This is a genomic window from Leifsonia sp. GW821-FHT13C05 (assembly GCF_058806515.1).
The window spans coordinates 643,228-665,700 of record NZ_JBXAPT010000001.1 but is presented as its reverse complement, the minus strand read 5'-3'; the positions used below and the strand labels follow the sequence as shown (position 1 = coordinate 665,700).

Annotated in this window: 21 protein-coding genes; 9 read left to right on the top strand and 12 right to left on the bottom strand. The window is 68.6% G+C overall.

Annotation, left to right across the window (positions count from 1 at the left end):
* Positions 1-13 precede the first annotated feature (13 nt).
* The 4 genes from AC1ROC_RS03215 to AC1ROC_RS03200 are packed head-to-tail and all read right to left on the bottom strand — an operon-like array spanning position 14 to position 2,681.
* Positions 14-706: a DedA family protein gene (locus tag AC1ROC_RS03215; RefSeq protein ID WP_085368428.1), complete on the bottom strand. Its 693-nt coding sequence runs from the start codon at positions 704-706 to the stop codon at positions 14-16.
* A complete protein-coding gene (locus tag AC1ROC_RS03210; protein ID WP_085368427.1) occupies positions 703-1,320 on the bottom strand; it encodes a TetR/AcrR family transcriptional regulator in 618 nt (205 codons plus the stop codon). Before AC1ROC_RS03210 ends, AC1ROC_RS03215 begins: the two co-directional genes overlap by 4 nt.
* A 41-nt stretch (positions 1,321-1,361) precedes the next feature.
* Complete coding sequence (locus tag AC1ROC_RS03205) at positions 1,362-2,306, bottom strand: M56 family metallopeptidase (RefSeq protein ID WP_434948514.1); 945 nt, start codon at positions 2,304-2,306, stop codon at positions 1,362-1,364.
* Between the two features lie 6 nt (positions 2,307-2,312).
* Complete coding sequence (locus AC1ROC_RS03200; RefSeq protein WP_085368425.1) at positions 2,313-2,681, bottom strand: BlaI/MecI/CopY family transcriptional regulator; 369 nt, start codon at positions 2,679-2,681, stop codon at positions 2,313-2,315.
* Between the two features lie 96 nt (positions 2,682-2,777).
* Here AC1ROC_RS03200 and AC1ROC_RS03195 point away from each other — a divergent pair, with 96 nt between their 5' ends.
* Genes AC1ROC_RS03195 through cydC form a run of 4 tightly spaced genes read left to right on the top strand, consistent with a single transcriptional unit; the run spans position 2,778 to position 8,592 of the window.
* Entirely contained in the window at positions 2,778-4,190 is a 1,413-nt protein-coding gene (locus tag AC1ROC_RS03195; RefSeq protein ID WP_168689378.1) for a cytochrome ubiquinol oxidase subunit I, read from the top strand.
* A 9-nt stretch (positions 4,191-4,199) separates the two neighbouring features.
* Positions 4,200-5,222, top strand: a complete 1,023-nt coding sequence (gene cydB, locus AC1ROC_RS03190) for a cytochrome d ubiquinol oxidase subunit II (protein ID WP_492998061.1) — start codon at positions 4,200-4,202, stop codon at positions 5,220-5,222.
* A 3-nt stretch (positions 5,223-5,225) separates the two neighbouring features.
* On the top strand, positions 5,226-6,875 hold the full coding sequence (cydD, locus tag AC1ROC_RS03185) for a thiol reductant ABC exporter subunit CydD (protein ID WP_492998059.1): 1,650 nt from the start codon (positions 5,226-5,228) through the stop codon (positions 6,873-6,875).
* 7 nt (positions 6,876-6,882) lie between these two features.
* The gene (cydC, locus tag AC1ROC_RS03180; protein ID WP_492998910.1) at positions 6,883-8,592 is read left to right on the top strand and encodes a thiol reductant ABC exporter subunit CydC; all 1,710 of its coding nucleotides are present in this window, start codon (positions 6,883-6,885) and stop codon (positions 8,590-8,592) included.
* 245 nt (positions 8,593-8,837) lie between these two features.
* Here the strand turns inward: cydC and AC1ROC_RS03175 are convergent, their stop codons facing one another.
* From AC1ROC_RS03175 to AC1ROC_RS03165, 3 genes are all read right to left on the bottom strand, one after another.
* Positions 8,838-9,077, bottom strand: a complete 240-nt coding sequence (locus AC1ROC_RS03175; protein ID WP_168689380.1) for a hypothetical protein — start codon at positions 9,075-9,077, stop codon at positions 8,838-8,840.
* Positions 9,074-9,475 (bottom strand): hypothetical protein, encoded by a 402-nt coding sequence (locus tag AC1ROC_RS03170; RefSeq protein WP_168689381.1) that lies wholly within the window; start codon positions 9,473-9,475, stop codon positions 9,074-9,076. Before AC1ROC_RS03170 ends, AC1ROC_RS03175 begins: the two co-directional genes overlap by 4 nt.
* Before the next feature lie 141 nt (positions 9,476-9,616).
* Positions 9,617-10,399, bottom strand: coding sequence for an aminotransferase class IV (locus AC1ROC_RS03165; RefSeq protein ID WP_492998056.1), 783 nt, complete (start codon positions 10,397-10,399; stop codon positions 9,617-9,619).
* Between the two features lie 17 nt (positions 10,400-10,416).
* On the opposite strand from AC1ROC_RS03165, the gene pabB reads away from it, so the two are divergent.
* The 4 genes from pabB (at position 10,417) to AC1ROC_RS03145 (ending at position 17,907) form a co-directional block, all read left to right on the top strand.
* On the top strand, positions 10,417-11,859 hold the full coding sequence (gene pabB / locus AC1ROC_RS03160) for an aminodeoxychorismate synthase component I (protein ID WP_492998054.1): 1,443 nt from the start codon (positions 10,417-10,419) through the stop codon (positions 11,857-11,859).
* Between the two features lie 8 nt (positions 11,860-11,867).
* Positions 11,868-14,537 (top strand): leucine--tRNA ligase, encoded by a 2,670-nt coding sequence (leuS, locus tag AC1ROC_RS03155; RefSeq protein ID WP_492998052.1) that lies wholly within the window; start codon positions 11,868-11,870, stop codon positions 14,535-14,537.
* Positions 14,538-14,788: 251 nt separating this feature from the next.
* On the top strand, positions 14,789-15,331 hold the full coding sequence (locus AC1ROC_RS03150; RefSeq protein ID WP_492998050.1) for a helix-hairpin-helix domain-containing protein: 543 nt from the start codon (positions 14,789-14,791) through the stop codon (positions 15,329-15,331).
* A complete protein-coding gene (locus AC1ROC_RS03145) occupies positions 15,328-17,907 on the top strand; it encodes a ComEC/Rec2 family competence protein (RefSeq protein WP_492998048.1) in 2,580 nt (859 codons plus the stop codon). Before AC1ROC_RS03150 ends, AC1ROC_RS03145 begins: the two co-directional genes overlap by 4 nt.
* 295 nt (positions 17,908-18,202) lie before the next feature.
* On the opposite strand, the gene AC1ROC_RS03140 is transcribed toward AC1ROC_RS03145, so the two are convergent.
* The 4 genes from AC1ROC_RS03140 to AC1ROC_RS03125 all read right to left on the bottom strand — a co-directional run bounded on the left by AC1ROC_RS03140 (position 18,203) and on the right by AC1ROC_RS03125 (position 20,597).
* Positions 18,203-18,394, bottom strand: a complete 192-nt coding sequence (locus tag AC1ROC_RS03140) for a hypothetical protein (protein ID WP_143466101.1) — start codon at positions 18,392-18,394, stop codon at positions 18,203-18,205.
* Between the two features lie 25 nt (positions 18,395-18,419).
* Positions 18,420-19,382 carry a sporulation-delaying protein SdpB family protein gene (locus AC1ROC_RS03135; RefSeq protein WP_085371420.1) on the bottom strand — a complete coding sequence of 321 codons (963 nt, stop codon included), beginning with the start codon at positions 19,380-19,382 and terminating at the stop codon, positions 18,420-18,422.
* Positions 19,376-19,918, bottom strand: a complete 543-nt coding sequence (locus AC1ROC_RS03130; protein WP_085371419.1) for an SdpA family antimicrobial peptide system protein — start codon at positions 19,916-19,918, stop codon at positions 19,376-19,378. The genes AC1ROC_RS03135 and AC1ROC_RS03130 overlap by 7 nt, the downstream gene beginning before the upstream one ends.
* Positions 19,919-19,988: 70 nt before the next feature.
* Complete coding sequence (locus AC1ROC_RS03125; RefSeq protein ID WP_492998045.1) at positions 19,989-20,597, bottom strand: sporulation delaying protein family toxin; 609 nt, start codon at positions 20,595-20,597, stop codon at positions 19,989-19,991.
* A gap of 227 nt (positions 20,598-20,824) precedes the next feature.
* On the opposite strand from AC1ROC_RS03125, the gene holA reads away from it, so the two are divergent.
* Positions 20,825-21,868 (top strand): DNA polymerase III subunit delta, encoded by a 1,044-nt coding sequence (holA, locus tag AC1ROC_RS03120; RefSeq protein ID WP_492998043.1) that lies wholly within the window; start codon positions 20,825-20,827, stop codon positions 21,866-21,868.
* Positions 21,869-22,075: 207 nt separating this feature from the next.
* On the opposite strand, the gene rpsT is transcribed toward holA, so the two are convergent.
* A complete protein-coding gene (rpsT, locus tag AC1ROC_RS03115) occupies positions 22,076-22,336 on the bottom strand; it encodes a 30S ribosomal protein S20 (protein ID WP_085371417.1) in 261 nt (86 codons plus the stop codon).
* Between the last annotated feature and the right edge of the window lie 137 nt (positions 22,337-22,473).

Genomic DNA, 22,473 nt, shown 5'->3' with positions numbered 1-22,473 from the left:
GCGACAGGCGGGGTTAGGCCTCGTCGAGGTGCGGCGGTTCGGGTTCCCGGACCGCCGCATCCGTGTGTCCGGCGTCCATGTGCCTGGCCTCGCGCTTCTGCAGCACCTTCTTGACGATGTACGCCAGCACGATGAAGGCGGCGATGATGGCGACGAACACGTAGCCGGCGCCGTGCAGCTCCTGCGACAGCTCGCGATAGCTGCCGGCGGCGGCAGACCCGACGGAGACGTAGGCGAACGCCCAGATCACGCAGGCCGGAGCCGTCCAAGCCATGAAGGTGCGGTAGCGCATCGGGCTCATGCCGACGGTGAGCGGGATGAGGGAGTGCAGCACCGGCAGGAAGCGGGACAGGAACACCGCGATCCCTCCGCGCTTGGCGAGGTAGGCCTCCGCCTTGTCCCAGTTGCTCTGGCCGAGCTTCAGGCCGAGTCTGCTCGCCCGGATCTTCGGGCCGAAGTACCGGCCGAGGGCGAAGCCGATGCTCTCCCCGGCCAGCGCTCCGATGATCACGACGACCACGAGCGCGAAGTACTCGATCGGGCTCGCTACGGCGGTGCTGGCGACCAGCACGATGGTGTCGCCCGGCACGATCAGGCCGATCAGGATCGAGGTCTCCAACAGGATTCCGACACCGGCGAGGAGGGTGCGGAGCACGGGGTCGACGCTCTGGACGATGTCCAGGATCCAGGTCAGCGCCTCGTTCACGGCGTCGCCGTCCGCGCATCCCGGGGCTCGCGCCGGATGAGGGTGAAGAAGTACTCGAGGGTGGCCGCCATGTCCGCGCTGTCGTCGAGCATCCACTGCACCTGCATCCCGTCGGCGACGGCGATGGCCAGGCGCGCCACCTGCAGCGGGTCGAGCGACGGGTCGATGCGGTCTGCGCTCTGCTCGGCGCGCACGTGCTCCTCGATGGCGCGGATCAGCATGGCGTAGCGCTCGACGAAGTATGCGTGGCCGGGGTGGTCCTCGTCCGCCGCCTCCGCGGAGATGGTCGCGTACAGCTGGACGAGGCCGGGCACGTCGGCGTTGTGGCGCACGATGTCGACGAGCGTGTCGAAGCCGCGGACGCTGCCGCCCTCCGGATGCGCGTGCTCGTCCACCTCGTCGCGCTTGCGGAGCACCTCGGCGAACAGCTCCTCCTTCGACGAGAAGTGGTGCAGGAGCCCGGCCTGGCTGAGGCCGACGGAGCTCGCGATCTCACGGAGAGACGCGCCGCGGTAGCCCTTCTGGGCGAAGACGTCGAGCGCCGTCGTGAGGATCTCCTCGCGCTTGGCGATTCCCTTGGCGTACGAGCCCTTCTGCGGCCCCTTCTTCGGCATGGGGAAATGCTACTGGGCGCGGGCTGAACGAACGCGCAGTGTCAGCTGGTGAGCACCAGGACGGGCGGCACGATCACCAGGGCGGCGGTGAGCACGACCACGGTCAGCCGGAGCGCGGGGCTCACGGGCCGGTTCGCCGAATCGAGGCGCTCGACCCGCGCAGCGATGGCGTGCCTGCGCTCCTCCGGGGTGCGGCTGTCCTTGGGCGCGCCGAGCACAGCTCCGGCCGTGCCGGTGTCGTCGACGACCCGGATGGCGTCGGCGAGCACCCGGTCGCCGGCCGCCGGCCTGGCGGCGTCGTCGGCCAGCATCTCGATCAGCAGGGCGACGGCATCCTGAGCCCTGTTGGCGATGGGGAACCAGGGGAGCGCCCGCTTCCAGGAGCGGAACGCGTCGAGCAGCAGGTGGTGCTTCTGGCGCAGGTGGGCGTGCTCGTGGGCGACCACCGCATCCAGTTGCTCCGGGGTGAGCAGCGCGATCATGCCCTCGGACAGCACGGTCACGCTCTTCGCGCCCGGCAGGCAGTACGCCGCGGGGGCCGGGTGGTCGATGATGCGCGTGCTCGGTGTGTCCGGCAGCGGTTCGCTGAGCAGGCTGAGGAGTTCCCGGTGGCGGTGGCGCTGGCGTCTGCTGCGCGCCGAGGTGAGTGCGAGGTTGAGCAGCAGGTGCACGGTGAGGAGGACGGCTGCGCTCAGGGCGAAGGTGTTGAGCAGCGACGCCCCGGCGGGCAGCGGGCCGGAGAACACGGTCGAGGCCGCACCCTGGATGCGCGACCAGAGGTCGTGCCCGAACGGCTGCAGCCCGTAGAGCAGCAGGGAGCCGATCATCGAGATGCCACCGGCGAGCGCGATTGACTGCCAGAGCGCGAGGGCGAGCACCGGGGCGGACGCCGGCCACTTCGCGCGGGCGAGGAGCACCGGGACGGGCCAGGCGAGGGCGACGGCGAGCACGCCGAGCAGCACGGCGATCTCGTTGACGGGTGGCACGGGAGGCTAGGAGGTGCGGGCGTCGAGGAGGTGGCGCAGCGTCTCCGCCTCCGACTCGTCGACCGAGCCGACGAAGTACGCGAGCGCCGCGTTGCGGTCGCTGGAGGTCTCGAGGACTTCGCGCATCAGGTCGGCGACGTGGCCGGCACGGGAGACCGCTGCGGTGTAGAGGTGCGGGCGCGCATCCCTGTCTCGTTCGGCGAAGCCCTTCTGCTCCAGCCGGGACAGCACGGTGAGCACGGTGGTGAGGGCGGGAGTCTTGCCGTCGGTTCTGGATGCCGCTAGCTTGTCGCGTAGTTCGTTGGCGGAGAGCGGGGCTCCGCTGTTCCACAGAGCGTCCATGATCGCTCGTTCCAGTTCTCCGAGATTGGCCACGGATCCAGGGTACCGCGGCACGCTGAGAATGTTCTACACTTTGTAGAAGTTGAGTTCTACAGAGCGTAGAAATCGACGAGGAAGGTGGACACACCCGTGCACGAACTCCTTGACCCGCTTCTGCTCTCACGGTGGCAGTTCGGGCTGACGACGATCTACCACTTCCTGTTCGTCCCCTTGACGATCGGGCTGGTCACCTCCGTCGCGATCTTCCAGACGGCCTGGTACCGCACGGGGAAGGTGCACTACCTGCAGCTGACCCACTTCTTCGGGAAGCTGTTCCTGATCAACTTCGCGATGGGTGTCGTCACCGGCATCGTGCAAGAGTTCCAGTTCGGGATGAACTGGTCCAACTACTCCCGCTTCGTCGGAGACGTCTTCGGCGCACCGCTCGCGCTGGAAGGCCTGCTCGCCTTCTTCCTGGAGGCGACCTTCATCGGGCTCTGGATCTTCGGCTGGGACAAGCTCCCGCGGGGCCTGCACCTGGCGACCATCTGGGTCACGGCCGCCGGCAGCATCCTGTCGGCCTACTTCATCATCGCGGCCAACGCGTTCATGCAGAACCCGGTCGGATACAGCATCAACGCCGAGAAAGGGAGGGCGGAGCTCACCGACATCGGCGCCGTGCTGACCAACAAGGTGGCCCTCGCCGCCTTCCCGCACACGATCTTCGCCTGCTTCATGGTGTCCGCCGGCCTCATCATCACGGTGGCGGCCTGGCACCTGTCGAGGAACCAGCACCTCGACACGATGCGCCCGGCCCTCAAGTTCGGCCTGTGGGTGATGGTGGGCGCCGGTGCGCTGACCGTGCTGAGCGGCGACCAGCTCGGCCTCGCGATGGTCCAGACCCAGCCGATGAAGATGGCGGCGGCGGAAGCGCTCTACAAGACCTCCACCGGCGCGGACGCGTCATTCTCGATCTTCACCCTCGGCACCCCGGACGGGGTGCACGAACTGTTCTCGATCCGCATCCCGTATCTGCTGTCGTTCCTCTCGACGCACACCCTGAACGGCACGGTCGAGGGCATCAACGACCTGCAGGCGCAGTACGTGCAGCTCTACGGCCCCGGTGACTACACGCCGACCATCTGGATCACCTACTGGGCGTTCCGCTGGATGATCGGCCTCGGGATGCTCCACGTCCTGGTCGCGGTCGTGGGCCTCTGGCTCACCCGCAAGGGCAGGATGCCCACCAACAAGTGGGTCTGGAAGGCCGCGATCTGGGCGTTCCCGCTCTCGATGCTCGCCATGATCGTCGGCTGGGTCTTCACCGAGATGGGCAGGCAGCCCTGGATCGTGTTCAGCCTGATGAAGACGGAGGACGGGGTGTCGCCCGGGGTCACCGGCCTCACCGTGCTGATCTCGCTGATCGCGTTCACCGCGGTCTACGGCACGCTCGCCGTCGTCGAGTTCTCGCTGATGAAGCGCGCGGCCCAGAAGGGTCCTGCTCCCGCGGAGGAGCACGTCGACGACGACGGCAACCACGTCCCTGTCACGACGGTCTACTAGGAGTCTCTGATGGATCTCGCAATTCTCTGGTTCGGTATCGTCGCGTTCTTCTTCGTCGGATACTTCGTGCTCGACGGTTTCGACTTCGGCGTCGGGATGGCGCTGCCGTTCCTCAGCAAGGACGACGTCGACCGCCGCGTGATGATCAACACCATCGGCCCGGTCTGGGACCTCAACGAGACCTGGGTGATCGTGGGCGGGGCTGCGCTGTTCGCGGCGTTCCCCGAGTGGTACGCCACCCTGTTCAGCGGGTTCTACCTGGCCCTGCTGCTCATCCTGCTCGCGCTGATCGTGCGCGGCGTCTCGTTCGAGTACCGGCACCAGCGACCGGACTCGCGCTGGAAGAAGTGGTTCGACGGCATGATCTTCGTCGGCTCGCTGCTGCCTGCACTGCTCTGGGGCGTCGCGTTCGCGAACATCGTGCAGGGCGTCGCACTGGATGCGCAGTACAACTACACCGGAACGCTCTTCGACCTGCTCAACCCGTATGCGCTGCTCGGCGGGCTGACCACGCTCCTGCTGTTCTTCACGCACGGGGTCGTGTTCATCTCGCTCAAGACGGACGGCGAGATCCGCGAGCGTGCCAGGAAGCTGGCGGTGAAGTCCGGGCTCGCCGCGATCGTGGTGGCCGCAACGTTCCTGCTCTGGACGGCCATCGCTCACTTCTCGGTGGTGTTCGTGGTGTTGGCCCTGCTCGCCGCCCTGGCGCTGATCGCATCCTGGGTCGCGAACCTGCGCGGGGCGGAGGGCTGGTCGTTCACGTTCATGGCCGTCACCATCGCGCTGGCGGTGGTGTCGCTGTTCGCCGCGCTGTTCCCGAACGTGATGCCGTCGTCGCCGAACCCGGAGAACAGCCTGACGATCGCGAACGCGTCCAGCTCGCAGACGACGCTGACGGTGATGACCTGGGTCGCGGCGATCTTCCTGCCGCTGATCCTGCTCTACCAGGCGTTCACGTACTGGATCTTCCGCAAGCGCGTCACCCGGGCGAGCATCCCGGCCGAGGCGCCGGTGCCCGTCGAGGCCGGCTGACCCGTGCGTCCCCTCGATCCCCGGCTGCTGCGCTACGCGGCGGCGGCGCGCACCACTCTCGCGGTAGGCGGCGTGCTCGCCGTGGCGCAGACGGCGTGCGTGGTGCTGTTCGCCTGGCTGGTGACGCAGCTGGTGGTGCGCGGCGTCGCGGGGGAGCAGCCGGCGGCGCTGGCCGGGCTGCTGGGCTGGCTGGCGCTGGTGGTGCTCGTGCGCGGGGCGGTGGGCTGGCTTGCGGAGTCCGCCGCCGCTCGCGGAGGGGCGACAGTGGTCGGTCAGTTGCGCAGCGCGCTGGTCGCGGCCATCGGCCGACTCGGTCCTGGCTGGCTGCGCACGCGGAGCACGGCCGACGTGACCGTGACGGTCGGCCGCGGCCTGGATGCGCTGGACGGCTACTTCACCAAGTACGTTCCCCAGCTGATCCTGACGGCCATCGCCACGCCCATCCTGGTGCTGGTGATCTTCTGGCAGGACCCGACCAGCGGGCTGATCGTCGTGATCACGCTGCCGCTCATCCCGGTGTTCATGATGCTCGTCGGCTGGGCGACCCAGGCTGCGCAGAGCAAGCAGTGGTCCGCGCTGTCCCGGCTGTCGCGCGGCTTCCTCGACGTCGTCGACGGACTCTCGACGCTCAAGCTGTTCGGACGTCAGCACCGGCAGGAGGCGCGCATCCGGTCGGTGAGCGACGACTACCGGGTGCACACCATGAAGGTGCTGCGCATGTCGTTCCTCTCCGGCTTCGTGCTGGAGCTCGCCGCGAGCCTGTCGGTGGCGCTGGTGGCTGTGGCCATCGGGCTGCGGCTGCTGAACGGGCAGCTGGACCTGTCCGTCGGCCTGTTCGTGCTGCTGCTCGCTCCGGAGGCGTTCCTGCCGCTGCGGAACGTGGGCGCGAGCTTCCACGCGGCGACGGAGGGGATCGAGGCGGCGCAGGCGGCGTTCGCGGTGCTGGATGAGGACAGGGCGGCTGCGGGTGCTGCGGCCGGTGCTGCTTCGTCATCCGGACGGCCCGGACTCGTGTTCGACGACGTGACCATCTCCTACGACGACCGGGAGGTGGTGACCGGCTTCTCCGCGGACATCCCGCCCGGCACCCTCGCCGTGCTGGCCGCGCCGAGCGGCAGCGGGAAGTCCTCGCTGCTCGCCGCGGTGCTCGGGTTCGTGCCGTTCACCGGGAGCATCAGCGCGGGCGGAGCAGTGGATGCGGCCGGTCGCCGCGATGCCGTCGCCTGGGCCGCGCAGACCCCGGGCCTGATCGCGGGCACGATCGCATCGAACGTGGCGCTCGGCTCCGCGCATCCCGACCCGGCGCTGGTCGTCGAGGCGTTGCGGCTGGCCGCCGCGGACGAGCTGGCGCCGGAGACGGCGCTGGGCGTCGGGGGCGCCGGGCTGTCCGGAGGGCAGGCGCAGCGGGTGGCCGTCGCGCGTGCGGTGTACCGGTTGCGCGCATCCGGTGCCTCTGTATCTTCTGGCGGGACTGTGCTGCTTCTGGACGAGCCGACCTCGGCCCTGGATGAGGCCGCTGAGGCGCGGCTGCTCGGCACGCTGCGCAGGATCGCCGACGACGGTGTGGCCGTGCTCGTGGTGAGCCACCGAGAACAGGTGGCCGACGCCGCCGACCTGGTGCTGAGGATGGAGGCCGGAAGCCGTGTCGAGTGAACGAGTGATGGAGGCGGGTGTCCCGTCCTCCGCTGGCCTGCACCGCGCGTCGCCTGGCGCCCGCCGGGTGTTGCGGCTCGCGCTGCCTCCCGTGCGGCGGCTGTGGTCGGCCATCGCGCTCGGCGTGCTGAGCGGCGGCAGCGCCGTGGCGCTGCTCGCGTCGTCGGCCTGGCTGATCGCGCGCGCCGCCGAACAGCCGGCGTTGATGTACATCTCGCTCGCCGTCGTCGGGGTGCGGGCGTTCGCCCTCGGGCGCGCGTTCTTCCGCTACCTCGAACGGCTGGCCGGGCACGACGCCGCCTTCCGGCAGCTGCCGGAGGTGCGCACGGAGCTGTACCGGCGGCTCGTGCCGCTCGCACCGGACGGCCTCGGCGGCACGCGCCGCGGCGACCTGCTCTCCCGGCTGGCGAACGACGTGGACGAGCTGCAGAACTACCCGCTGCGGGTCGTCCAGCCGCTGGCGACGTCCGGCCTGATCGCGCTGCTCACGGTCGTGGGAACGTTCCTGCTGCTCCCGGAGGCGGCGCTCGGCCTGCTCCTGACGCTCGCGCTCGCGTTCGTCGTCGGCACCCTCGTGAACACCTGGGCGTCCGGCCGGGCGGAGCGGAGGCTCGCCCCGCTGCGCGCCGACCTCAGCGATGCCGTCAGCGATCTCGTGCGCAACCTCGACGTCCTCACCGCCTTCGGCGCGCTCGACACCGCGCGCAGGAGGGTCGACGACGCGAGCGCCGCCCTCACCGCGGCCGTGCGTTCGCGGGCGGTCGGGGTGGCGCTGACCGGCGCTGTCGTCTCCGTGCTGGCGGGCGCCGCCACGGCGATCGCCCTGGCCACGGGCATCCCGGCCCTGGGCGCCGGACGGATCGACGGCCCGGAGCTCGCGGTCGTCGCGCTGCTCCCTCTCGCGGTGTTCGAGGTCTTCGGGATGGTGCCGCTCGCGCTCGGTTCGTGGCGTCAGGTCGTCGCGAGCGCCGAACGCATCGCGGAGACGGCCCCGGAGACGCTTCCCTCCGGCATCCCCGTCGACCGGGATGCGCCGGTCGAACTCGTGGTGCGGTCGGTCCCCGAGCTGCGCCTGACCGGGGTCGGCGCGCACTGGCCCGGCGCATCCATCCCGGTGCTGACCGACGTGGATGTGCGGATCGCGCCCGGAGAGCGGGTGCTGCTCACCGGGCCGACGGGCGCGGGCAAGACCGCCATCGCCCACGTCCTCACCCGTCTCATCGATTACTCGGGCAGCTACACGATCGACGGCGTCGAGGCCTCTTCGGCGCGGCAGGACGATGTGCGCCGGATCGTCGGCCTCTGCGAGCAGCAGCCGTTCCTGTTCGACGCCGACCTCCGCCAGAACCTTCTGTTCGCGAGGGACACCGCGACGGACGCCGACCTCCTGGCCGTCCTCGACCGCGTCGGCCTCGGCGAGTGGACGGCCGAACGCGGCGGCCTCGACGCGCCGGTGGGGGAGCGCGGCGCGCTCGTCTCCGGCGGTCAGGCGCAGCGCATCGCGCTCGCCCGCGCCATCCTGGCCGACTTCCCCGTGCTCATCGTGGACGAGCCGACGGCCAACGTCGACGGCGCTGTGGCCGACACGGTCGTGCGCGACATCCTCACGACCGCGGCCCAGGACGGGCGCAGCGTCCTGATGATCTCGCACACGCGGGTGCCGTCCGAGCTGGTCGACAGGAGCGTCAGGATCGAGGACGGGCGGGTGGTGGCGTAGGAGATTCTGGTATCCGGAAGGCTGCGTCTCGAGGGGCGGCTAGGCTGGTGCGAGACGCCGAGCGGATCGAGGAATCAATGAGTCGACCCAATCGAGTGACCGGAGTGGCTTTCCGGCATTGGCTCTCGAGAGTCGGCGAAGTCTGTGTTGCTGTTGCGGACAGTTTCCTCGGCAATTTCCGCCGCTAGCGAAGGGTGACGAACGGAGAGGCGCGGACGTGCGCCTCTCCGATACGCCTTTCCTGTTCAGTCCCCGCGACGCTGCGTAGCCACCGCATCCCGTCCGGCCCAGAAGTTACCCAGGGCGAGGAAGATCGTTCCGTCGACAGCGAGCACAACGAGCCAGATCCACCACGGAACGACCGCTCCGAAGGTGAACGCCAGAACAACCAGCAGGAGCATCGATGCGAACGATGCGACCTTGCGCGGCATCGTGGCGTTGAGTGCTTGCCGCACCTCGGGTCGGAACGCGTCGACGATGGTCACTTGCAGTAGCCACCCGAATACGCGAGGCTCCCGATGACGCCGGGGCCGATCAAGAGCTGTTCGCACTTGCCAGCGTTGTATGCGCGCTGACTGTTGACCAGGATGGACCCGGCGTTCGCTCCACACAGCGCTCCTCCGACATAGCCTGTGAGCCGCGTCACCCAGCCGCAGACGGTTGCCATTCCGGTCATGGTCGTCGCGGTTTTGGTCTCGGCACGATTGAGCTTGACCGAAGGGAGACCCATCTCCCACACGAACGCCGGATCGGCCACGATCGGGTAGTTCGCTGTGCCCCTGTGGTCGACAACCTGGGTGAGCGTCGTGTCGTTCAGCTCATAGTGTGTCGGTACGGCAACGCCGCGTGCGTCCTTGGCCCACGGCTCAGCGATAAAGGTCACCGGGTCACCCTCCCCATTGACCACGAAATAGCCTCGCCCTGCAGGAACGATCTGACCGCCGGACGGGAGGGTCAGCTGGTAGCTGTAGCGCGAAGGGGCATTACAGCGACAATGCACGGGGCGTAGCGAGCGGCGCTCCGCTCACACCTCCCGCGCCAGCGCGGCCAGCCGGGTGCGCCAGGCGGTCGCGCGGGCGGCATCCTGAGCCAGCTGCGGCCCGTCCACCCACGACGTCACCGCCCGGATGCCGTGCAGCGCGTTCACGGCCCAGACCACCGTTCCCTTGAGTTCGGCGGGGGTCACGGCCTCCTCGTCGACAGGGATGCGCAGCGCAGCCGCCACCCCGCGGACCGTGCGCGCCGCCACGCTGTCGACCTTCGCGAAGGTCAGCGGAGGGGTGGCGAGCGTGTCGCCGCGCCACCACAGCAGGGCCGTGGTCGTTCCGTCGGAGATGAGGCCGTTGTCGAGGATGACCGCCTCGTCGGCTCCGACCTGCTGGGCGCGCTGGCGGAGCACGCCGAGCTGGGCGATGTCCGGACCCTTGATGTCCGGCACGCGGCGGGGGTCGCCGTCGGCCGTCGCGAGGACGACGGAGTCGGTCAGCGGGGGAGCGGGACGCAGGCGGAAGCGGAGGCGGTGCGCATCCCGGATCGTCGCCAGCTCGAACCGCGGGAACCAGGCGCCGGTGCGGGGGATCGTCGCGACGGCGGCGTCCCAGAAGCGTTCGGTCTCGGCGCGGTCGCGGAAACCCTGCTCGCGGGCGGAGTCGAGGAACCGGGAGCGGTGCAGGCCGAGCGCGAGCACCCGGCCGTCGTCCACCAGGAACGAGTCGGCCACGTCGAGCGTCTGCTCCACCACCTCGCAGTCGTCGAGTGCGACGAGTTCGCCGTCGCGCCAATCGGAGAGGGTGGTGCGCGCATCCATTCGCCTAGGCTAATGCAGTGCCAACCCGTCTCCGTGTGCAGCAGTTCGACGGGCGACCGGACGCCGCAGACGCCTTCGTCGCGCTGTTCGCCGACGCGCCGGATGCGGTCTGGCTGGACGCCGGACCGGATGCGGAGAGCGGGCGGAGCATCCTCGCGACCGGGACGATCGTGGCGACGGCCGCGTTGGACAGCGGCTCGGTGCAGGTGACGGACGGCGACGGGTCCACGACGCGTCCTGGCACCATGCTCGACCTGCTTCGCGCCGACCTCTCCACCCGTGAGCTGGTTCCGGCGCGCACGCGCGAACCGTCGTTCGCGCTCGGCTGGGTGGGCTGGCTGGGCTACGAGACCGGGGCAGCGGCGCTCGGGGTGCCGTTCGCGGCGGAGGACGGGCCTGTGGCAGCGATGTTGTTCGCCGACCGTGCCGTCGTGTTCGACCACGGCACCGGAGGCGTGGAACTGCTGGTGCTGGAGGACGCGGACGGACAGGATGCAGACCGCTGGCTCGCCGAGTCGGCCGAACGCCTGCACGCGGCCGACGGCGCAGCGGCGCGCTACGCGGACGCGCATCCACTGCCCGAGCGCACAGCGGCGCACTGGCGGCACGACGACGCCGCATACCTCGCCATGATCCGCTCCTGCCAGGACTCCATCCGCGCGGGCGACGCCTACCAGCTCTGCCTCACCAACCGGGCCGACGCCGTCAGCGACGCCGACCCGCTCGCCGTGCACCTGCGGCTGCGCAGCGCCAGCCCGGCACACCACGCCGGGTTCGTGCGCATCGGGGGCACGACGCTGGTGAGCTCGTCGCCCGAGCAGTTCCTCGCGGTGACCGCCTCCGGCGGGGTGCTCAGCAAGCCGATCAAGGGCACCAGGCCGCGTGGCGCCACCGTCGCCGCCGACATCGCCCTGCGCGCCGAGCTGGAGGCCAGTGAGAAAGAGCGCGCGGAGAACGTGATGATCGTGGACCTGATGCGCAACGACATCGGCCGGGTGAGCGAGGTCGGGTCCGTCGGCGTGCGGCACCTGCTGGCCGTCGAGAGCTACGCGCAGGTGCACCAGCTGGTCAGCACGGTCGAGGGGAGGCTGCGCGCCGGCCTCGGCGCGGTCGACGCGGTGGCGGCGTGCTTCCCGGCCGGTTCGATGACGGGAGCTCCAAAGCTCAGCGCCATGCGCATCCTGGCCGGGCTGGAACGCGGCCCGCGCGGCGTCTACTCGGGATGCTTCGGCTACCTCGGCCTCGACGGCGCCGCCGACCTCGCGATGGTCATCAGGAGCGTCGTGTTCCGCGACGGGCGGGTGAGCATCGGCGCAGGCGGCGGGATCACGGCGCTGTCCGTGCCGGAGGAGGAACTGGAGGAGGTGCGGATCAAAGCGCGGGCGTTGTTCGCCGCCGCCGGGCTGTTCGCAGCGGACGCACAGCCACCAGGGAACGGATCGGCCGACCGCAACGTTTAGTAGTGTGGATGTTTGGGCGCACGCCGCCCGACGTCTTCCCGGCCGCATCCACTCGACAGCGGCCAAGCACCTTCAAGAATGAGAGTCACGTGGCACACGAGCACGATTCAGCGAACGCGCCGGCCGAGGGCGCGCACTACGACTTCGCCGCCATCCAGGACAAGTGGCTTCCGGTCTGGGACGACCTGAAGCCGTTCGCCACGGACGACCCGGCGGACACCCGTCCGCGCAAATACGTGCTCGACATGTTCCCCTACCCGTCCGGCGACCTGCACATGGGTCACGCCGAGGCGTACGCGCTGGGCGACGTGATCGCCCGCTACTGGCGTCAGCAGGGCTTCAACGTGCTGCACCCGATCGGCTGGGACTCCTTCGGTCTGCCGGCGGAGAACGCCGCGATCAAGCGCGGGCTCGACCCGAATGGCTGGACCAACGACAACATCGCGCAGCAGAAGGCCAGCATGCGCCGTTACGCGCCCAGCTTCGACTGGGATCGCGTGCTGCAGACCAGCGATCCGGAGTATTACCGCTGGAACCAGTGGCTGTTCCTGAAGCTGTACGAGAAGGGGCTGGCGTACCGCAAGGCCAGCTCGGTCAACTGGTGCCCGTTCGACCAGACCGTGCTGGCGAACGAGCAGGTCGTCAACGGCCGCTGCGAGCGCTGCGACAACCTGGTCACCAAGAAGAAGCTGACCCAGTGGTACTTCCGGATCACCGACTACGCCGACCGCCTGCTGGACGACCTGAACCAGCTGGAGGGCGCGTGGCCGTCCAAGGTGCTGTCGATGCAGCGCAACTGGATCGGCCGCTCCACCGGCGCGGACGTGCAGTTCGCGATCGAGGGACGCGACGAGCCGGTGACGGTGTACACGACGCGTCCTGACACGCTCTACGGTGCGACGTTCATGGTGGTCGCCCCCGACTCCGACCTGGCCGCCGAGCTGGTGAAGGATGCGCGTCCGGAGGTCAAGCAGCGTTTCGACGACTACCTGGATGCTGTCCGCGGCACCACGGAGATGGACCGCCTCTCCACCGAGCGCGAGAAGACCGGCGTCTTCCTGGAACGCCACGCGATCAACCCGCTGACCGGCGAGAAGCTGCCGATCTGGGCGGCGGACTACGTGCTGGCCGACTACGGTCACGGCGCGATCATGGCCGTGCCGGCGCACGACCAGCGCGACCTGGACTTCGCCCGCGCCTTCGACCTGCCGGTGCGCGTGGTCGTCGACACGAACCAGCCCGTCACCGGCGCCATCCCGGTCATCCACACCGACCCGGAGACCGGCGAGCCGATCCTGCCGGACGACCTGCCCCTGCAGAACCCATCGGAGACCGGCGTTGCGCTGACCGGCGAGGGCCGTCTGATCAACTCCGGGCCGTTCGACGGGCTGAGCAAGTCGAACGCGATCCGTCGCGTCACCGAGGCGCTGCAGGCGAGCAGCCTGGGCGTGCCGGCGAAGAACTTCCGCCTGCGCGACTGGCTGATCTCGCGCCAGCGGTACTGGGGCACCCCCATCCCGATCATCCACTGCGAGGTCTGCGGCGAGGTTCCCGTGCCGGAGTCCGACCTGCCGGTGCTGCTGCCGCCCGCGGAGGGCCTCGACCTGCAGCCGAAGGGCACCAGCCCGCTGGGAGCGGCGTCGGACTGGGTCAACGTGGCCTGCCCGAACTGCGGTGGCCCTGCCACGCGCGACACGGACACGATGGACACGTTCGTGGACAGCTCGTGGTATTTCCTGCGCTTCCTGTCCGCCCGTGACTCCACGCAGGCGTTCGACCCGGCAGAGGCGGAGAAGTGGGCGCCCGTCGACCAGTACGTCGGCGGCGTGACCCACGCCATCCTGCACCTTCTGTACTCCCGGTTCATCACCAAGGTGCTGTTCGACCAGGGCTACCTGAGCTTCACTGAGCCGTTCACGGCGCTGCTGAACCAGGGCATGGTACTGATGGACGGCTCCGCGATGAGCAAATCGCGCGGCAACCTGGTCAAGCTGTCCGAGCAGCTCGACGAGCACGGCGTGGATGCGGTCCGCCTCACCATGTCGTTCGCCGGACCGCCGGAGGACGACATCGACTGGGCGGACGTCTCGCCGTCCGGCAGCGCCAAGTTCCTGGCCCGCGCCTGGCGCGTCGCCCACGACGTGACCAGCAGCCCGGACGCGGTCTGGAAGAACGGGGACACGGCCCTGCGCCGCGTCACCCACCGCTTCCTCGCCGACGCGCCCGGACTGGTCGAGGCGTTCAAGTTCAACGTCGTCGTCGCGCGCCTGATGGAGCTGGTGAACGCCACCCGCAAGACCATCGACAGCGGCGCGGGCCCCGCCGACCCCGCCGTGCGCGAGGCGGCAGAGGTCACGGCGATGGCCCTGAACCTGTTCGCGCCGTACGCGGCGGAAGACATGTGGTCGATGCTCGGCTACGAGCCCGCGGTCGCGCTGGCCCAGTGGCGCAAGCCGGACCCGACGCTGCTGATCGAGGAGTCGGTCACCGCGGTCATCCAGGTCGACGGCAAGGTCCGCGACCGCCTCGAGGTCTCCCCGAAGATCTCGACGGACGAGCTGGAAGCCCTCGGACGCGCCTCCGAGGCCGTGAAGCGCTCGGTGGGCGACCGCGAGATCGTGAACGTGATCGTGCGCGCGCCGCGCCTCGTGAACATCGCGACGCGGGCGCGCGGGTAGTACGTTCGCGCAGGCTTCGACGGCCGCTCTCCACAGGGAGGGCGGCCGTCGGTGTTTTCCACGGGTTTTTCGTGGGGCGCTGGGGGAGTGTGCCTAGTTCGTAGCGTGAGGGGATGCGGGAGACGGATGCGGATGGTGACGCGGGTGCTGCGGGTGTTGCGGAGGACGTGGCGGATGTCGTTGTGCCACGGTCGGGGCGGGTTCGTCTCGGGGTAGGCGCTGCGGTCGTCCTGCTGCTGGGAGCTCTGGTGGTGACGGTCGTCGTGTCGGCGTTCGGCCAGCAGGGCTCCACGACCACGGTCGATGCGCCTGCACCGTCTCCGTCAAGTGCTGGTGACCCTTCGCCCACGCCGGGCAGGGAACTGCTGGTGCACGTGCTCGGAGCCGTCGCCAACCCGGGGCTGGTCACCCTCGCAGCGGGAGCGCGCGTGCTCGACGCGGTTGCCGCGGCGGGCGGTCTCACCGAGGATGCCGACCTCAGCACCGTCAACCTCGCCCGCCCTGTCACCGACGGCGAGCAGCTCGCGGTCCCGCGCGTCGGGGAGCCGCTTCCGCCGCCGCCCGCTGCCGGTTCGGGTGCTGCCGCGTCTGGCTCGTCCGCGTCCACGGTCAACCTCAACACCGCCACGCAATCCGACCTCGAGACCCTCCCACGCATCGGCCCCGCCCTCGCCTCCCGCATCCTCGACTGGCGCGCCGCGAACGGCCGCTTCACCTCGCCCGCCGACCTCCTCGCCATCACCGGCATCGGCCAGAAACTCTTCGACGGCCTCAAAGACCGGGTGACCGTATGAGGCCCGACCTCCGCCTGATCCCACCGGCGGTCTCCCTCTGGGTCGCCGCCGCGCTCACCATCGGAGCCCCGGATGCCGCCCGCCCGCTCGCGGTCGCCTGCTGGATGCTCGCCGCCGGCGCCCTGCTCGTCGCGGTGTTGGTCGGGCGCGCGCGGGCGACCGCTCGACGGCGTCCGCCTCGAGCGCGCACGAACCACCGCGCAGCGCTCCTCGCAACGCTCTGCAGCGTGTCCTTCGCGTCCGTCGCTCTGGTTACCAGCGTGGTCGCCACGCAGGCTCAGACGAGAACGCCGCCGATCCTCACCGACGGTGCCGACCGTCAGCGAGTCACCATGACCGTGCGCGTCGACAGTACCCCGCACCACATCTCACCCGGCTTCGACGGTGCCGAGCGCGCGCGCTGGCGCGGAACCGCCCAATCGGTTCTTTTACCTTCACCCACACCCACCCCCATCTCCGCCCCCGTCACCGTCATCGCCCCACTCCCACTATTCGCACCCCCACCACCGTTCGGCGCCCTCGTCCGTGTCACCGGCACCCTCACCTCGAACGCCCCAGGCGAGCCCACCGCCTTCACCCTCTCCGCCACCGCGCCCACCACCCCGCTCGACGACCCACCCTGGTGGCTCGCCTGGACAGAGCAGGTCCGGCACCGTTTCGCCGCCGCCTCCTCCACCACCCCTGGCAACGGAGGCGCGCTCCTCCCCGGTCTCGCGATCGGCGACGAGACGGCCGTCCCCGCCGACCTCGACACCGCCATGAAGGCCGCCTCCCTCAGCCACCTCACCGCGGTCAGCGGCGCGAATTGCGCGATGATCACCGCCGTCGCCTTCTTCGTCTCCGCACGACTCGGACTCGGGCGCCGCACCCGCGTCCTCGTCGCCCTCCTCGCGCTGGCCGCATTCGTCATCCTCGTGACCCCGGGCGGAAGCGTCATCCGTGCATCCACGATGGCCGTGGTGGTCCTCGTCGGCATCGCCCGGGGACGCCCCTCCCAGGGACTCCCGCTGCTCGCACTCGCGGTCATCGTCCTCCTCGTGCACGACCCCTGGCTCGCCCGCGACTACGGCTTCGCACTGTCGGTCCTGGCCACAGGGGGGCTGATGCTGCTCGCCGGCCCGCTCGCGCGCATCCTGAGCAGGTGGCTGCCGCGAACCCTGGCGGTCGCACTCGCGGTACCCGTGGCGGCCCAGCTCGCCTGTCAACCGGTCCTCATCCTGCTCTCGCCGACCCTTCCGCTCTACGGCGTCGCCGCCAACCTCCTGGCCGCACCAGCGGCACCGGTGGCGACGCTCCTCGGCTGCCTCGCCTGCGTAGCGTTGCCGTTCATCCCCGCGCTCGGTCAGGCGCTCGTCTGGGCGGCGTGGGCGCCGTCCGCCTGGATCGCCCAGGTCGCGACCGCCACCAGTGCCCTCCCGGGCAGCGCGCTCCCGTGGGCCGACGGCATCGTCGGCGTCCTACTCTGCGCGGCGGCCCTGGTCGCGGTCACGGTCCTGGCGCTGGCGCGCCCACGTGTCGGACGGGGGATGCTCGCCACCGTGGCCGCCATCTCCCTCGTTCTCGGCACCGTCGGCTACCTGGGCATCCTCGGCGGAACCGTCGTCGGCCGCGCCGTCGCTCTTCCGGACACCTGGCAGCTCGCCGCCTGCGATGTCGGGCAGGGTGACGCACTCCTCGTCCGGGACGGCGACCATGTCGCCATGATCGACGTCGGACGCGAACCCGCCCTCGCCACCGCCTGCCTCGACACTCTCGGCATCGCACACATCGACCTGCTGATCCTCACCCACTTCGACGTCGACCACGTCGGCGGCCTCCCTGGCGTCCTCGGCCGGGTGGAGCGCGCACTCGTCGGGGAGCCGGGCCGAGAGCTCGACACCCGCGCCCTGGACTCCCTCCGCGAATCGGGCGCGACGGTCGAGCAGGTCGTCGCCGGCGCGCACGGAACGCTCGGCGCCGCCACCTGGACGGTCCTCTGGCCGCCCCAGCCGCCACCGGGAACACCGGCGCTGGCCGGCAATCCCGGCAGCATCACGGTCGCCCTCGATGGCCACGGGATGCGCTCGATCTTCCTCGGCGACCTCGGCGAGACCAGCCAGGATGCGCTTCTCGCCACGGGAGACGTCCGCCCGGTCGACGTCGTCAAAGTCGCCCATCATGGCTCCGCTGACCAAAGCCCACGCTTGTACTCGGCCCTGAACGCGAGCCTCGCCCTCGTCTCGGTCGGCGCGGACAACGGCTACGGACACCCCACCCGCTCCGCCCTCGGGATGCTCGCCGCCACGGGCAGCACCGTCGCCCGCACCGACCACTCCGGCCTCCTCCTCGTCTCACCCGGCCCCGTCCCCGGCCGCGTCGATCTCTGGACAGAACGCGAACTCGCACCATCGCCCACCACCAGCGATGCCGCGCGTGACGTCCCTCCCCGTGTTCGCAGTCGCACCCGAACACCCCGCTCACAGCGCGCTGCACCCGTCGCGGAAGGCCCGGCGTCGTATCCCAGGCACTGGTCGGCGCGCCGCGGCTCACCAAGCTTCGCGCGAACATCCTCGGCGTGTCGGTCACCGCCGAGCTGAGTTCACGACCGCCGTGTCTGCGCAGGATGCTCGACACGTGCAGGCAAATGAACGAGATGCTGCGCGATCGGCCGCGTTTTTCGGCACCGTATCTGTGCGGAGGATTCGATTCCGTGAGCGTCGGTCAAGAGGTTTGCGTGCGGCAGAGTATCGATGGCGCGTTTCGCTCGGTGGGTCCGTGCCGGGTTGAGGTGACAACGACGCGAAAACGTCGCCTCGTTTATCTGGCAGAGTCACTGCGTTTTCAGCCCATGCGGATGCACGCGTCGTTACGGTTGTGTGGCCCTCGCCGAGGCTACCCGACGGTATCCTTCACGTCGTTCGCGCCCTTCCGCACCTCATAACGGATCCCAAGCTGGGTGATCACTCCGATGAGGCCGAGAGCCATGAAGATCCATCCTTGGCGCGGGCTGTCTGAGAAGCAGAGCACGATGAGCCCGAACATAAGCAGCGCGGCACAGACGCTGTAGGAGATCCACCTGATCATGTAGAGGAACCGCAACCACATCTTCTTATGCTCCGCGTCTGCTCAGTCTTATTTTGGGACGCCAAGTACTGAACAGCTTTGGTCTCCTGAGCGGGGAATCCCATGGGTGGAGCGAGACGATGTTGAGCGCAATCATCACCATCGAGAAACTGGTCAAGCCCATGGTCAGGGCAATACCGAGATGGAACACTACCGCCAAGGGAAGCATGACGAGCCGGACCCTCGCAGTTGCGAAAAGCATGAAAGCGAGAGCGATTTCAAACGCGATCGTTCCCCACGAAAGGAGAGCAAGTATGGTCGCACTTTGCTGAATCGGTGTCAGGAACGGTTGTAGCCAGCCGGGAGCGCCAAATACGGGGTGCCCCATCCAGTAATAGAGCGCAGTTCCGTTCTGCCAATCGGTTTCTGCGACCTTCGCTACGCCTGCTACGAGGTAGATGATGGATGCTTGGAGCCGAACCATGAACAAGAAACTCAAGGCGAGCAGCCGTCCGGTCTCCGTGTCAGCCAGTTTGGAGCCTCCCGGAAGCCAGTGATTCCATCGCCCGTCAATGATTGATGGAACGATGATGAGGAGTGCGACGATAGATGCGACCTGGTCGCCGCCCTCGATTGTGCTTGCAGACTGTTGATAGCTCAACAGCACCCACCAGAAGGGAACTGCGGTCCACCTCGGGGAGATCCCAACCAGCACGAGACTGAGAACGAGCACCGCAATGATGCGGCCAAGCTCAAGAGACGGGGCAACACAGTACAGCGACGTTGCTGTGAACCCCTCACACTTCATAGAAGCGGTCCCCGCCGAGGTTCTTACGAACAGGTTGTCGAGAGGATTGAGAGCCAGGGTAAGAAGGGCGGCGAGCGCGATCAAGGAGCGTGCGGCACCGTAGACGTTGGTGAGCGGATTGTGAGCAACCAGGACCCTGAGCCAAACTTCAGTTGGCCATGGAGTTTGGAGCCTTGTGAGCGCCGTGTCTGATCTCAGCATGCGACGTTATATCTCTGCAGAGACACGGGCATTATCTCGTCCGCCCCCTTGGAAGCCCACACCCAGGGAAGTGGCTTCTGAAGCACCAGAGCAAACTCACCGCAGGTCTTCCACGCCAGTGCCTTCCGGTTCAGCCTTATTGCCACCGCGTTTGTGAGGCACTCGTGCACGGTGATTACGAACGTGCTCTTGGGATCGCACTGAGTGGCCACTTTCGACGCGGCCTCAAGATCAGCCCCCTGCTGGATCGCGTTCGCCCGGGGGCCGCGACCAAGGCCGAGGAACTCGGACGGCGAGGCGTTGGGGATGGTCTGCTCCGCTGCCCACGTGCCGTCCAGTTCTCTCCAAACGCTGATCTGCTCTTCCTGGGCGTCTCGCGTGAAGAAGGCCCAACCCTGAGGGGCTATCTTTTGCGTATCGATGATCTGAGCTGCTGGGGGTTGAATTATCGCATCGGGGACAAGGCTCTTTGCCACGTAGATGCCGAGCACTGCAAGCACAACGCACAGTGCTGCACTGATGAGTGAGAGCTTCATATGATTTGCCGCATTGTTAGCCGATGCGTGAGCCAGGGGCAGATTCCCCTAACCCACGCGCAGGATAGAGCTAGGTACGACCAACCTCTTCCTTCAAGTTGAAAACGAGTTCCTGAAGCGCGATGTCACCGGCCGGGCTGACCCGAGCCATTTGGTAGTTCCGCGGTTTGCTCTGGTCGATGTCCACCGTCACCCAGACAGAAACGACGACGGTCGCGGCTGCAACGATGAACACGACCAGGCACCGACCATTAGCGTCGGAGTTCACAACTTCACCGGAGTCACCGATGACATCAACCAGTGCAGCAGACGTCGAGCGGATCTCGTTCCTGATATCGGTCAGGGACCCAGTTGTGGCTGCGGCGTGGAGCCTCTCGATCCTCTCTGGGGAGTGCTCGAGCACCTTCTGGTACAGCGCGTCTTGAGCCTTCTTCTCGCCCGCGCTTCGGTTCGTGTCGACACGTCCGTGCTCCGGCGCGATCTTCTTCCCGAGGTCGCCTCGCCCGAAGAAGACTGCTGAGAAGACATCTTCTTTGGTCGGCCCGGACGCGGCGGCGGACTCAGTCCGCGCTTCAATGGTTGATGGAGTCGTCGGCAACACAGCGTTGGCGATCCCAGGCGTCGTGAACGCCAATCCGGCGGCAACAGTCGCCGCTGTGATGATTCTGGCCTTCTTCATGAGTCTCCTCCAGGTTGGGGCGCTGACGGAAGCCAACTCGTTCAGCCTATAAGCGACATATGGATTGAACGTACAATATTACAGATATGTTACTGTACTGACACCTGTATTCCCCTCGCCCGCATCGCCCGCACCGCTCGCGCGCTCTCGCGCGTCAGCGCCCCTTCACCCACCCCGGCGCCCGGTGACGGTGGCCGCCCGTACACTGGAATGGACCGAGGAGGAACGTGGCGGCACGAGGCGGCAGCAGGGCGAGCGCGAGCAAGGGGCGAGCGCCGAGCGCTGTCATCCCGCAGCTCGCGTGGAACCAGATCAGGACGGCGCCGGTGGTGCTGGTGTCCGGTCCGGAGGGGTTCCTCGCCGACCGGTCCATCCGGATGCTGCGCGACGCTCTCAAGGCCGAGGACGCGAGTCTCGAGATCAGCGACATCAACGCGGCGGACTACGCGCCGGGGGAGTTGCTCACGCTTGCGAGCCCCTCCCTGTTCGGCGAGCCCCGACTGATCAGGGTCGAGGCGGTCGAGAAGTGCAACGACGCGTTCCTCAGCGACATGCTCGACTACTTGCCGAGCACCGCCGACGGCACGGTCGTGGTTCTCCGCCACGGCGGCGGCGTGCGCGGCAAGAAGCTGCTTGACGCCATCCGGGCCGGCGGCGGCGGCGGGATCGAAGTGGTGTGCACCGAGCTGAAGAAGGACTCCGACAAGTACGACTTCGCCCAGGCGGAGTTCCGGAACGCCGGCAAGAAGATCACGGCAGGAGCGTTGCGCGCGGTCACCTCCGCGTTCGCCGACGATCTGGCCGAACTGGCTGCGGCGTGCCAGCAACTCATCTCCGACACCGCCGCGGAGGTCACCGAGGCGACGGTCGACAAGTATTACGGAGGCCGCGTCGAGACGAACGCCTTCCACGTCGCAGATGCTGCGATCGCCGGACGCTACGGAGAGGCCCTGGTCACGATGCGGCACGCCCTCGCGTCCGGCGCCGACCCTGTACCGATGGTCGCGGCATTCGCGAGCAAGGTCCGGACGATGGCGAAGCTGTCCGGCGCGCGCGGAGGCTCCGGCCAGCTCGCGCAGCAGCTCGGCCTCGCCCCCTGGCAGGTCGACCGCGCCAAACGCGACCTCCAGGGCTGGACGGAAGACGGCCTCGGCCGCTGCATCGAGGTCCTCGCCGAAACCGACGCCAATGTCAAGGGCGGCGGCCGCGACCCGGTCTTCGCCCTCGAACGCATGATCCGCATCGTCAGCGCCCGCGGCCGCGGCGCCTGACGCAGCGCGCCACGCCCGGCTGAGCCCGCGTCCGACCCATCCTGCACGTCCGGCCGATCCACCACATCCCCCGTTTCCTCAGGCGCGGCCGTGTGATCCCACCACCCGATCCCACGCGCCCCGACCCACCCACCACAAACGCGAAGAGCCCCCGTCGTCACGACGGGGGCTCTTCGCTGCCGGACGAGTCCGGGATGCTGGTGCTGCTTAGAGGGCTGCGACCTGCTTGGCGATCGCCGACTTCTTGTTGGCGGCCTGGTTCTTGTGGATGACGCCCTTGCTGGCCGCCTTGTCGAGCTTCTTCGTAGCGAGCTTCAGCGCCGAAGTCGCCTTGTCCTTGTCGCCGGCTGCAACGGCCTCGCGGGTCGCGCGGACCGCGGTCTTGACCTCGCTCTTGACAGCCTTGTTGCGCTCCTGGGCCTTCTTGTTGGTGCCGATGCGCTTGATCTGCGACTTGATGTTTGCCACGTGGTTACTTTCGTTCGAAGTGAGTTTCGGATGAGCCGCTCAGCGAGAGAGGGCGCCTTGCGGCAGTCGTGCGGAAGAACCCACACGCAAGCCAACAAACAACTTTACCAGCGAGCGGGCTCTGCGCCAAACCGGTC